The following is a 12598-nucleotide window of genomic DNA, read 5'->3' on the forward strand; positions in this document are numbered from 1 at the left end:
AAGGCCTGGCCGCTCTGGCACGGCACTTGCGTACCCGTCATTCAGGTTTTGCAAAAAAACTGCCGCTGCGTGAACAGCTTCCATCCACCTCAACCGCTGCACCCGAAAGTCCAACAGATCGAACAATAAAAAACAGAGAGGACTTATGACTTCCACCACTCAGCTTAAACCCACACTCGGCACCCTGCACCTCTGGGGCATTGCCGTCGGCCTGGTGATTTCCGGCGAATACTTCGGCTGGAGTTACGGCTGGGGCACGGCCGGCACCCTCGGATTTCTGGTCACGGCGCTGATGGTCGCGACCATGTACACCTGCTTCATCTTCAGTTTTACCGAACTGACCACCGCGATTCCCCACGCGGGAGGGCCGTTTGCCTACAGCCGCCGAGCGTTCGGCGAAAAAGGCGGGTTGATCGCCGGCATCGCCACGCTGATCGAATTCGTCTTTGCCCCACCGGCGATTGCCATGGCCATCGGCGCCTACCTCAACGTGCAGTATCCGGGACTCGACCCGAAAATCGCGGCGGTCGGCGCGTATTTCGTATTCATGACCCTGAACATCCTCGGTGTCAGCATCGCCGCCACCTTTGAACTGGTGGTCACGGTGCTGGCGGTCGCTGAATTGCTGGTGTTCATGGGCGTGGTTGCGCCGGGCTTCAGCTTCAGTAACTTCGTACTCAACGGCTGGTCGGGCGCCAACGAGTTCACACTGGGTTCGATCCCCGGGATCTTCGCAGCGATCCCGTTCGCCATCTGGTTCTTCCTCGCCATCGAAGGCGCGGCCATGGCCGCCGAAGAAGCCAAGGATCCGAAACGCACGATTCCCAGGGCTTACGTCAGCGGCATTCTGACTCTGGTGTTCCTCGCCATCGGCGTGATGGTGATGGCCGGCGGTGTCGGCGACTGGCGCCAGCTGTCGAACATCAACGATCCACTGCCGCAGGCGATGAAAGCCGTGGTCGGCAACAACTCCTCGTGGATGCACATGCTGGTGTGGATCGGCCTGTTTGGCTTGGTGGCGAGTTTCCACGGGATCATCCTCGGCTACTCGCGACAGTTCTTTGCCCTCGCCCGCGCCGGTTACCTACCGAAAAGCCTGGCCAAGCTGTCGCGCTTCCAGACCCCGCACCGGGCGATTCTGGCCGGTGGTGTGGTTGGCATCGCGGCGATCTACAGCGACGGCCTGGTCAACCTGCAAGGCATGACCCTGACCGCCGCGATGATCACCATGTCGGTGTTCGGCGCAATCGTGATGTACATCATCAGCATGCTCAGCCTGTTCAAACTGCGCAAAACCGAACCGAACCTGGAACGCACCTTCCGCGCCCCGGGCTACCCGGTGGTGCCGGCGATTGCGTTGTTTCTGGCGGTGGTGTGCCTGGTGGCGATGGCGTGGTTCAACACGCTGATCGGCTGCGTGTTCCTCGGCTTCATGGCCGCTGGCTACCTGTACTTCCAGCTGACCGCCAAACAACGCGCCGACGCCCCGGCAGACGCTATGCTCGAAGGTATCTGACTGCCTTATAAAAGTGCACAGCGCCCATCCAGGCACTGTGCTGGAACCCTGTAGGAGCTGCCGAAGGCTGCGATCTTTTAATCTTGTTTTTAGACAATCAAAGTCAAAAGATCGCAGCCTGCGGCAGCTCCTACAGGGGTTTATCGTTTACAGGAGGATATTGTGGCCGCATTTGCCCATTCCGTCGGCGCCCAGACCTACCGCTTCGACAGCCTCAAGGACGTCATGGCCAAAGCCAGCCCGGCGCGCTCGGGGGACTTCCTGGCTGGCGTTGCCGCGCTCAACGACGGCGAACGCGTGGCCGCGCAAATGGCGCTGGCCGACATCCCGCTCACGCATTTTCTGCAGGAAGCGCTGATTCCCTACGAAACCGATGAGGTCACCCGACTGATCATCGACACCCACGACAAACAAGCCTTCGCCGTGGTCAGCCACCTCACCGTAGGCGGCTTCCGCGACTGGCTGCTCAGCGACGCCGCTGACGAAACCAGCCTGCGCGCCCTCGCCCCCGGTCTGACCCCGGAAATGGTCGCCGCCGTGTCGAAAATCATGCGCGTGCAGGATCTGGTGCTGGTGGCGCAGAAGATTCGCGTGGTGACGAAGTTTCGCGGCACCCTGGGCTTACGCGGACGCCTGTCGACCCGCCTGCAACCGAACCATCCCACCGACGAGCCGTCCGGCATCGCCGCGAGCATTCTCGACGGCCTGCTGTACGGCAACGGCGACGCGATGATCGGCATCAACCCGGCCACCGACAGCATCGCCTCGATCTGCGCGATGCTGGAGATGCTCGACGCGATCATCCAGCGTTACGACATTCCCACTCAGGCCTGTGTGCTGACCCACGTCACCACCTCGATCGAAGCGATCAATCGTGGTGTGCCGCTGGATCTGGTGTTCCAGTCGATCGCCGGCACCGAAGCGGCGAACGCCAGTTTCGGCATCAACCTGAATGTATTGCAGGAAGGCTATGACGCGGGGCTGAGCCTGAAGCGCGGCACCCTCGGGCAGAACCTGATGTATTTCGAGACCGGTCAGGGCAGCGCGCTGTCGGCCAACGCCCACCACGGTGTCGACCAGCAGACCTGCGAAACCCGGGCCTACGCCGTCGCGCGGCACTTCAAGCCGTTTCTGGTGAACACCGTGGTCGGCTTTATCGGCCCGGAATATCTGTACAACGGCAAGCAGATCATCCGCGCCGGCCTCGAAGATCATTTCTGCGGCAAGTTGCTCGGCGTGCCGATGGGTTGCGACATCTGCTACACCAACCACGCCGAAGCCGATCAGGATGATATGGACACCTTGCTGACGTTGCTCGGTGTCGCCGGGATCAACTTCATCATGGGCATTCCCGGTTCCGACGACATCATGCTCAACTACCAGACCACCTCGTTCCACGATGCGCTCTACGCCCGTCAGACTTTGGGCCTGAAACCGGCGCCGGAGTTCGAGCAATGGCTGGCGAACATGGGTATTTTCACCCAGGCGGACGGCAAGGTTCGCTTTGGCAACAACCTGCCGCCGGCCTTCCGCCAGGCGCTGGCGCAACTGGGATGAGTGTGATGGAAAAACCGCCTGTGGACCCGCAAAACCCGTGGCTGGAGCTGCGTCGCCTGACCCCGGCGCGCATCGCTCTGGGCCGCACCGGTACCAGCCTGCCAACCCGTGCCCAGCTGGATTTCCAGTTCGCCCACGCTCAGGCGCGAGATGCGGTGCATCTGCCGTTCGATTATGCCGGGCTCAGCGCGCAACTGCGCGAACGCGGGCGCGACAGTTTGTTGCTGCACAGCGCGGCGACCGATCGCAACAGCTACCTGCAACGTCCGGACCTGGGGCGCAAGCTCAGCGACACCTCGACGCAGGCCCTGCGTGAGCACGCGCAGGCCAATCCCGTCGGGGTCGACGTGGCGATTGTGGTGGCGGACGGTTTGTCGGCGCTGGCGGTGCATCGCCATACCTTGCCGTTTCTGACCCGTCTGGAGGAGCAGATGAGTACCGACGGCTGGTCACTTGCCCCCGTGGTGCTGGTGGAACAGGGTCGAGTGGCCATCGGTGACGAGATCGGTCAGTTGCTGGGCGCAAAAATGGTCGTGATGCTGATCGGCGAGCGTCCGGGCCTCAGCTCGCCCGACAGCCTCGGTGTGTATTTCACCTACAATCCAAAAGTCGGGCTGACCGATGCCTATCGCAATTGCATCTCCAACGTGCGGCTTGAGGGCTTGAGCTATGGCATGGCGGCGCATCGCTTGTTGTACCTGATGCGCGAAGCCTGTCGGCGGCAGCTGTCGGGGGTCAATCTGAAGGACGAAGCGCAAGTGCAGACGCTGGAGTCGGATACCGGTGCGGACATGAAGGGAAACTTCCTGCTTGCCCCACCCACAACCTGAACCGTTTCCGCATTGCGTTTCTGCGCTGCTTTAAGGCAGGATCGAAGCACGGCCGCAGGGTTTCCCATCGCCGTCAGAGCAGTTGAAGACAGCCACTTGAAGACGAGACCTATCATGCGGATTATTCAAGCGACCCTCGAACACCTGGATTTGCTGACCCCGTTGTTCGTCAAATATCGCGAGTTCTACGGTTCCCTGCCTTACCCGGACTCCTCCCGCGCGTTTCTCGAAAAACGCCTGCGACGCAAGGAATCGGTGATTTATCTGGCCCTGGCCGATGATGACGACAAGAAGTTGATGGGTTTCTGCCAGCTGTATCCGAGCTTTTCCTCGCTGTCGCTCAAGCGCGTGTGGATTCTCAACGATATCTACGTCGCCGAAGACGCCCGCCGCCAACTGGTGGCCGACAACCTGATCCGCACCGCGAAGAAAATGGCCAAGGAAACCCAGGCCGTGCGCATGCGCGTGTCCACCAGTGCGGACAATGAGGTGGCGCAGAAAACCTATGAGTCCATCGGGTTCAAGGAAGACACCGAGTTCAAGAACTACGTGTTGCCGATCAGCGACGAGCTCTAGCGCTCATCAAGGGCCTGTTGTGGCGAGGGAGCTTGCTCCCGCCGGGCTGCGAAGCAGCCCCACCTCAGTCATCTCAACAGGTCAGGCAAATCAAGGCTTGGGAGTGCTCCGCCCTCCAGCGGGAGCAAGCTCCCTCGCCACACCAAGCTTGCCGCCACCCTCAATGCCTGCCTGACATTTGTTCACACCCCGACATCCCTCGCTACAAAACCAACGCGCTTTTCACCTCTCAGACCGTATAATCCCGAGCTTTCCGGCTTGTAAGAAAAACTACACCCCGCTGTAGGCTTACACCCGAATCATCCGCACAGGCCTGCCGAGTCGGGCCGTCACCACAGGTGCCCCCATGGATTTCAACCCGCTTGACCTTATCCTGCATCTCGATGTGTACCTCGATTTGCTGGTCACCAACTACGGGCCGTGGATCTACGCGATTCTGTTCGCTGTCATCTTCTGTGAAACCGGTCTGGTGGTGATGCCGTTCCTGCCGGGTGATTCGCTGTTGTTCATCGCCGGAGCGGTGGCGGCGGGCGGTGGCATGGACCCAGTCCTGTTGGGCGGTCTGTTGATGCTCGCGGCGATCCTCGGCGACAGCACCAACTACGTGATCGGACGAACGGCGGGCGAAAAACTGTTCAGCAACCCGAATTCGAAAATCTTCCGTCGCGATTACCTGCAAAAAACCCACGATTTCTACGACAGGCACGGCGGCAAAACCGTGACCCTGGCGCGTTTCCTGCCGATCATCCGCACGTTTGCACCGTTCGTCGCCGGCGTAGGGAAAATGCCTTATCCGCGTTTCTTCGCGTTCAGCGTGTTCGGCACCGTGCTGTGGGTCGGCGGTCTGGTGACCCTGGGCTATTTCTTCGGCAACGTGCCGTTCATCAAAAAGAACCTGTCGCTGCTGGTGGTCGCCATCATTTTGCTGTCGCTGGTACCAATGATCATCGGTGTGGTGCGCAGCCGTTTCGGCGGCGCCAAAGTCGAAACCCACTGATCCGATGTGGTCACTGAGCGCCTGGCGTCGCCGACGCATTCTGGCCAGGCACCCGATTGCCGACGAGATGTGGCAACGGGTGCGCCATCACCTGAGTTTTCTCGACGGCATCAGCGCCGCCGAAGACCAATGGTTGCGTGAAGCCAGCGTGCTGTTCCTCGAGGAAAAACACCTGACCGCTCTGCCCGGCGTCGAACTGCATCAGGAACAACGCCTGCTGCTCGCCGCCCAGGCCCAGTTGCCGCTGCTCAATCTCGGCGACTTGAACTGGTATCAGGGTTTCCACGAAATCGTCCTTTATCCCGATGACTTTCTCAGCCCGCAACGGCATCGCGATGCCAGCGGTGTCGAGCACGAGTGGGACGGTGAACACAGCGGCGAAGCCTGGCAACAGGGCCCGATCATCCTCGCCTGGCCGGGGGTGATGGCCAGTGGTGGCTGGGAAGGTTACAACCTGGTGATCCACGAACTGGCGCACAAACTCGACATGCTCAATGGCGACGCCAACGGTCTGCCACCGCTGCACGCCGACATGCGCGTCAGCGACTGGGCCGAGGTCATGCAACACGCCTACGATGACCTCAACCGCCAGCTCGACCGCAACCCCGACGCCGAAACCGCCATCGACCCGTACGCCGCCGAAAACCCGGCGGAGTTCTTCGCGGTCGCCAGCGAATACTTTTTCAGCGCCCCGGATCTGCTGCACGCGGCTTATCCACAGGTCTACTTGCAACTGCAGCTTTTCTACCGGCAGGATCCATTGGGCAGGCTGCGGCAACTTCAGGCCACAGACCCGGTCTATCAGGCGCACGCGTAAGCGCTGCACGACTTCTGGTACGTGGCGTCGGCGTAGGAATATGCCTATAATCGCCGCCACTTTTTGGTCAATCCGGCCAAGTGTTTTTGGTCAACTACGGGGGCAACGCCCAATGAGCTACAGCAAGATTCCGGCTGGCAAAGACCTGCCGAACGACATCTACGTCGCGATCGAGATCCCGGCCAACCACGCGCCGATCAAATACGAAATCGACAAAGACAGCGATTGCCTGTTCGTTGACCGTTTCATGGCCACCCCAATGTTCTACCCGGCCAACTACGGTTACATCCCGAACACCCTGGCTGACGACGGTGATCCCCTCGACGTGCTGGTTGTGACCCCTTACCCGGTTGCTCCAGGCTCGGTGATCCGCGCGCGCCCAGTCGGCATCCTGAACATGACCGACGACGGCGGCGGCGATGCCAAAGTCATCGCAGTGCCACACGACAAGCTGTCCCAGCTGTACGTCGACGTGAAGGAATACACCGACCTGCCACCGCTGCTGATCCAGCAGATCGAGCACTTCTTCGCGAACTACAAAGATCTCGAAAAAGGCAAGTGGGTCAAGATCGAAGGCTGGGCTGGCGCTGACGCCGCTCGCGACGCGATCACCAAGTCGGTTGCTGCCTACAAAGGCTAAGCATCTGCTGACTGCAAGATGCCTGAAGAAAACCCCGGTTGATCCGGGGTTTTTTGTGCCTGAGCAATGGCGTTTTAAACAGTGTGTTTATCACGGACTACAGAAAAGTTTCGAAGTGAGTGATTTCCCACAAGCACGTCTTACATCCAGTCGCAAAATACAGCCTTTTTTTGAACACCCGGTTTATTCAAACCGCTCTGGCACGGCCGTAGACTCGGTGTTTATGAGAAAGAACACTAGCGGTCCAAGATTCAAGGCACTCCTGGAAGCAGCGAACATCACCACCACGGGATTCGCAAAGTTCTGGGGCACGGAAGCCCAAAACATTCATAACTGGTACACCCGGGGCGTCCCGGCGTATCGCATGGAGGAAGTCTCACGCCTGCTTTCGGTCAACAGCGAGTGGCTGAAGACCGGTGAAGGCAGCAAAGAGTCACCACGCCTGCAAACGCCTGCCAGCAACGGCGACACCTTTGATGCCGAAGCCATCCGCGGCGTCTACACCGTCATCGACCCCAGGGACATCGAACTGCCGTTTTTCAAGGAAACGCCGATCACCAACGGTGCTGGCAAAACTCACGTCATCCTCGACCCCGAACAAACCATCCGCCTGCCCCGCGCCCACCTCGACCAACTGGAAATCCGCCACACCGACGCCATCTGCGCACACATGATCGGCAACAGCATGGCCGAGCGCATCGAAGATGGCTCTATCGTCGGCATAGACCGCGGCCTGACCCAGGTGGTCGACGGCGAAATCTACGCCATCGAACACGACGGCATGCTGCGCATCAAATACCTGCACCGCATGCCCGGCAACGCCCTGCGCCTGCGCAGCCATAACAGCGCCGAACACCCGGACGAAATCTTTCGCGCCGCGCAGATCGAAGAGCAACGAATCCATATCCTGGGCTGGGTATTCTGGTGGTCGACCCTGGGCAAACGCCGGCCGGTGGTACCGTTTCTCTGATCGGATACGGACCTTCGACCCTGCACCAACCCCTGTGGGAGCGAGCCTGCTCGCGAAGAGGCCCCGAAAATCAGTACAAAATACGAATTTTGCCTCCCGCAGTGGCTCTATTCCGCACTTGAGACTGGGAATCCCCAACAAAACTCAGTATCCTGCGCCCCACATTTGCGCATCGGCCCCGCTCCCGCGGCCCAGATGACGCCTGACGCGGCAGACCAACGTCTGACCAAGTCCCACAGCCGGACGCAGATCCGGGTGTACGTTTTGAAGGCTGACGCGGTTTACCAAAAATAAACCAAGCCAGTCCCCGAGAAGCCGGCCACAAGCCGGCTTTTTAATGCCTGAAAGAAAGCCAGGCCTACCGTCTGAAACCTGAATTCCCATTTGCCTGGTTCGGTGCCCCCTGCTACCGTAACGACAAACGTCATTACAGGTATTGCATCATGGCCTCCATCAACATCCGCATTGATGATGAGCTGAAACAACGCTCCTTCGCCGAGTTGGAAAAGCTCGGCGTCACACCTTCAGAGCTTCTGCGCCAAACACTTCAATACGTTGCTGAGCGGGGAAAACTGCCGTTCAAGACCGCACTTATCAGCGAAGAAGATGAAGCGCTCATTGCCGTTGTTAGCGAACGTCTCGCTTCCCCTCAACGAGTCAAGGTAAGTCTGGATGACCTATAGTCTTGAATTCGATCGTCGTGCTTTAAAGGAGTGGAACAAACTGGGCGATACGGTTCGCCAACAATTCAAAAAGAAACCCCTAGAGGTATTGGAGAGTCCTCGAATAGAAGCCAATCGACTTCGCGAGCTACGGATTGCTACAAAGTGACCTCGGCAACCCAACGCTTGCCCCCCCTCCACACATTGCTAAATCCCACCCAACACCCATACCCTCTGTTTTGCCTGCATGCCCGCCATCGGCCGGAGCTGACAGTTCAGTATGGGCGTGGCGACCACTCGCGAGTCCGGCTACGACCGATCGCGCCAACTCTCGGAGGCCGATCAGGTGCTATAGGTGCTAAAGACCAGAGAAGAAACCGCGTACAAACCCTGCGTTCTTTATACCTGAGCCTTTCGCAAGACTAACCGGACAATGCCCGCCAGTCAGGCATCGCAATAAGCCATTAGCACATCCGCCCTAATTGCCCCGCGCCCAACCTCACCACTAAATTTCCATTCTGTTTTTGTGCATTACAAAAGCGCCAAGGAATGGAGCAACACCATGTCGTCGTTTTTCAAACTCAATCAATCCGTTGTTCTGCTGACCGCACTCCTGACCGCTACCACTTCAGCCTTGGCGGACGAGCCGAAGCTTGTTGGTGACTGGTGGATCATTTACGGCAACGGTATTCCCCACAAGAACATCATGTATGTCGCCGACAGCACGTCAGTCGTGCCGTCGAAGCAGACCAAAGGGGCCAAGTTGGTCGCCGTGACGCTGGTGTATGAGGAACCCGGTAAACCGATGATCGATGCCTACAACCTCGAAGTTCAGTGTTCGACGAATAAGGTCCGAATGCTCAATGGCCAGTCGGTTGATCGCATCGCCTACATGATGCGCAACCTGAAAGTTAATGACCAATGGCAGCAGCCGAAGGAGTTCTGGGTGCAGCGCACCAGCGAGTTTGTTTGCTCACCTGCCAAAAAGGACATGATCGCGCTGGGCAAGATGGAGTACCTGCAGATGATTCAGGGTATGCAGCAGATGTTCTTCAAACTGGCGCCGATTCAGGAGAAAGGCCAGATGATGGATAACCTCGACTCGATCCTGGGCAACAAGTAAGCGGCGGGAATCACGATGAACCCATGGACTAAAACGTTATTGGCGCTGCTGATAGCGCCCGCGGTTTTGCTGGTCAATGGCTGCCACCTGATTGCCCAATCGCGCTGGGAAGGACGCGATGTACAGGAAGCGCTCGATCTGTTCGGCAAACCCGACTCGATGAAAAAGCAGACCGGCGCCAATGGCGAGAACCTCGCGGTGCTCACCTGGTATAAATCGTCCAGTTGGACCACCACGGAAGCGGCCGGTACTTCAATGAATCACACCGGCAACGGCATGGTTTACACCGAGTATTACCAGACGGTCGGCCACAGTTCCGATTGCAAACTCGAAGCCACCGTCAACAAGGCGAAAAAGATCGTGCTGTTCAGGATCGAGGACGGAAAGATCATCCACGGCAAGTGCATCAACGTGCCGTTCGTGCCTGGTTATATTCCGCCTGGTTTCTAGTGCAACCCTGAGCAGGCTGCTGCTCAGGGATAGCTGAACGACTTCACCAGCGTCAGTTCACCCACCGCCCGCATCGGCACCACAAACGTCTCCATTTTCTCGCTTGGCGTGCCTTCCTCGGTAATCACCGTCACCTGCGCCGTGGTCAGCGGCTGCACCGCCTCCTCTCCGCCTTCATCATCCCCGCGATAACCACCACCGAAGTAGTTCACATACACCAGATACTGGCCCTTGATCGGCGCCGGCATGGCGAAGATTTCTGGGCCATAGCCGGTGGTGACGTCGACGTCGAGCGCGGCGCCGTTGGGTGCGACGCGGTCGCCGTACCAGATGTGCGCGCCGTCGGGGGTGATCAGGTGCAGATCGAGGTCGGTGCCGTCGCTGTCCCACGACAGCAGCACGCGCAGTTTGGCCGGGGTGGCGCCGCCGCTGGCGTTGAGGAACTGCGTGCGGTGCCGTTGCTGGCCGTCGGGGCTGCGCACTTCGACGCTGTTGCTGCCGTTGGGGAAGGAGAACGGGCGGTCGAAGCGGCCGCTGTCGTCGATTTTCAGCGGCATGCTGACGCCATTGACGATCAGTCGCCCGGGTTCCTTGTTCTTGGGGGTGGCTTTGATTTCGCCGCTGATGCGCGCGGTGTTGGCCTGGCCGACCGGGGTGTTGACCGAAGAGGCCGGGTAGTTGACGGTCTGGCGGAAGTTTTCGCCTTCGCCCTCGGGCGCGCCGGTGCGCCAGCCGCCGACCGGGGTATCGAGTTTGACGCTGTCGGCGGCCATCGCCATCGGCCATGCATTGAACGCGCAGAGCAACAGCAAGACCTGTGGATAACGGAGTGTCATGGTCTATTCCAGCAAGAGGTGACGGGCGAGCCCTTCGATGTAGGTTTCATCCTGGCCATTGGGATGTGCTTCAAAGGCCAGGTGCAGATATTCGTGAGTCAGGTCGAGACGATCTTGTAGCGTGAGCACGCCGCGCACGTAGATGCGCTGGCGCTCGCGGTCGACGAACGGGCGGCCGAACGCCAGTTTGCACACGGCGAAGGTGCTGACTTCGTTGTAGCCGGTTTCGCTTTCCAGCGTGGGACGCCAGCCGCGACGCTGCTTTTGCAGCCAGTCTTGCGCGGCGGGCAGTGCTTCGCAGGAGGCCACCGGGTTGTCCCAACGGCTGAGGCTCGCGCGCGGATAGGCGTGCAGCAGAATCGCGTCATAGCGCTGGCCGGCGCTGGCCTGCTCGACGGCTTGTTGCCAGGCGAGTTTGTCCGGGCCGGGTTGATCGGAGTGATAGGTGACGGTGCTGCCGGCCAACACCAGATCCGCGGTCCACGCCGCAATGTTGCGCGACTCGGCGGAGGCCGGGCGCGGAGCAACGCGCTGGCGGTTGCTGCTGTCATCGATGCTCAGGCAATCGCCGTTGCGCGTGGCGTTTTGCAGCAGATAGGTGCGGATCGCCACGGCCAAGGCTTTGGCGGCTTCGGCCGGTTCAGGTTTGGCTTCGCGCTCAAGCACACGGGCGACGTATTCTTCGCGATCAAGTCTGGCGACCAGTTTGTCGTTGAGCAGAAACAGTTCGCCGCCGCTGTGGATATCCAGCGCATTGCCGTTGGCGAATTCGACGCGGTAATTGCCCTGCAAGGGCCCAGAGCCAACCACGCGCTCACCCGACATGACTCGCGAAAGCGGATAACGCGAAAACAGTCCGACCTCAACACAACGCCCTGCTTCCGCCGGCCAGGAAGCAGGCAGCACCGTCGCCAACGCCTGCCCGTAATGGCGCAAAACCATCTGACTGGTGCCCCGGCCACCGGCCCAGATCGGCGAGCCGTCCGCCGTCCAACCGGCGAAACCGCCCTGCCGCGATTGCGGATCCTGATCGCCCAGCCAGCTCCAGGTTTTCACCCGCAAGCGCCCGCCCAGCTCACCGACGACATTGCCGTCCGCCGCGTTCAGCACGACGTCGAGCAACACGCGGCGCATCTGCTCCTGTGCCGGCAGCAACGACAACACTTTCAGCAAATCAGCCACGGAAACCCGGGTAGCCGGTTGCACGCCTGGCAAATCCAGCAACCACGACGGTGCCTGCCGCGCCTGCCAATACGTGCGCCAATCGGCAGCAGCAATGCCCAATCGCGCCGGCTCAAAGTACAAGCCGCAGGATTTGACCAACGCCTGATCACGCTCAATCCTGCCGCCCGCCGAGCAGCAATAAACCTCTTCCTTCGACTGTCCGCGACATTCATACGCCGGCTCGCGCGCACCGGTATCCACCAGCCACGCATAGACGAACAATTTCCACAGGCTGCCTAGCGGCGTTTCCAGCGTCGACGGCAACGGCTCGCGCGCGATCAGTTGCGTGTGATTCAACGACAGCAACTCACCCTTGTACGCCAGCCGCAGCGGCTCATCCTGCGCCGTCGCCAGCGCAGGCATCACACACATCAGCAGCCACAGCAGCGGCCGGTTCATG

Annotated in this window: 13 protein-coding genes and 1 pseudogene; 12 read left to right on the top strand and 2 right to left on the bottom strand. The window is 59.9% G+C overall.

Annotated elements, in window-relative coordinates:
• Window positions 1-145 precede the first annotated feature (145 nt).
• From eat to B1722_RS14395, 12 genes and pseudogenes are all read left to right on the top strand, one after another.
• A complete protein-coding gene (gene eat / locus B1722_RS14340; RefSeq protein WP_041064957.1) occupies window positions 146-1516 on the top strand; it encodes an ethanolamine permease in 1371 nt (456 codons plus the stop codon).
• A gap of 162 nt (window positions 1517-1678) precedes the next feature.
• Window positions 1679-3073, top strand: a complete 1395-nt coding sequence (locus B1722_RS14345) for an ethanolamine ammonia-lyase subunit EutB (RefSeq protein WP_041064955.1) — start codon at window positions 1679-1681, stop codon at window positions 3071-3073.
• A gap of 5 nt (window positions 3074-3078) precedes the next feature.
• On the top strand, window positions 3079-3903 hold the full coding sequence (gene eutC / locus B1722_RS14350; protein ID WP_086793110.1) for an ethanolamine ammonia-lyase subunit EutC: 825 nt from the start codon (window positions 3079-3081) through the stop codon (window positions 3901-3903).
• Between the two features lie 114 nt (window positions 3904-4017).
• Window positions 4018-4479: an N-acetyltransferase gene (locus B1722_RS14355; protein ID WP_007958617.1), complete on the top strand. Its 462-nt coding sequence runs from the start codon at window positions 4018-4020 to the stop codon at window positions 4477-4479.
• Between the two features lie 346 nt (window positions 4480-4825).
• Complete coding sequence (locus B1722_RS14360; protein ID WP_041064947.1) at window positions 4826-5476, top strand: DedA family protein; 651 nt, start codon at window positions 4826-4828, stop codon at window positions 5474-5476.
• A 4-nt stretch (window positions 5477-5480) separates the two neighbouring features.
• Entirely contained in the window at window positions 5481-6293 is an 813-nt protein-coding gene (locus B1722_RS14365; protein WP_086793065.1) for a zinc-dependent peptidase, read from the top strand.
• 112 nt (window positions 6294-6405) lie between these two features.
• Complete coding sequence (gene ppa / locus B1722_RS14370) at window positions 6406-6933, top strand: inorganic diphosphatase (protein ID WP_008052339.1); 528 nt, start codon at window positions 6406-6408, stop codon at window positions 6931-6933.
• A gap of 223 nt (window positions 6934-7156) precedes the next feature.
• Window positions 7157-7903, top strand: a complete 747-nt coding sequence (locus tag B1722_RS14375; RefSeq protein WP_041064936.1) for a helix-turn-helix transcriptional regulator — start codon at window positions 7157-7159, stop codon at window positions 7901-7903.
• A gap of 443 nt (window positions 7904-8346) precedes the next feature.
• Window positions 8347-8586, top strand: coding sequence for a type II toxin-antitoxin system RelB/DinJ family antitoxin (locus tag B1722_RS14380; RefSeq protein WP_041064933.1), 240 nt, complete (start codon window positions 8347-8349; stop codon window positions 8584-8586).
• Window positions 8576-8733 (top strand): annotated as a pseudogene (locus B1722_RS14385) (type II toxin-antitoxin system RelE/ParE family toxin); the annotation flags it as partial. The gene B1722_RS14380 and the pseudogene B1722_RS14385, both read left to right, overlap by 11 nt.
• A 394-nt stretch (window positions 8734-9127) precedes the next feature.
• Entirely contained in the window at window positions 9128-9688 is a 561-nt protein-coding gene (locus B1722_RS14390; protein WP_041064928.1) for a hypothetical protein, read from the top strand.
• A gap of 15 nt (window positions 9689-9703) precedes the next feature.
• On the top strand, window positions 9704-10138 hold the full coding sequence (locus tag B1722_RS14395; protein WP_041064925.1) for a hypothetical protein: 435 nt from the start codon (window positions 9704-9706) through the stop codon (window positions 10136-10138).
• 23 nt (window positions 10139-10161) lie between these two features.
• Here the strand turns inward: B1722_RS14395 and B1722_RS14400 are convergent, their stop codons facing one another.
• Together B1722_RS14400 and B1722_RS14405 are read right to left on the bottom strand one after the other, a co-directional pair.
• Window positions 10162-10974 carry a YfaP family protein gene (locus B1722_RS14400; protein ID WP_041064922.1) on the bottom strand — a complete coding sequence of 271 codons (813 nt, stop codon included), beginning with the start codon at window positions 10972-10974 and terminating at the stop codon, window positions 10162-10164.
• 3 nt (window positions 10975-10977) lie between these two features.
• A complete protein-coding gene (locus B1722_RS14405; RefSeq protein ID WP_041064919.1) occupies window positions 10978-12597 on the bottom strand; it encodes a DUF2300 domain-containing protein in 1620 nt (539 codons plus the stop codon).
• Window position 12598 lies beyond the last annotated feature (1 nt).

The sequence above is a fragment of the Pseudomonas sp. SCPG-7 genome (assembly GCF_002156405.1).
GTDB classification, from domain to species: Bacteria; Pseudomonadota; Gammaproteobacteria; order Pseudomonadales; family Pseudomonadaceae; genus Aquipseudomonas; species Aquipseudomonas parakoreensis.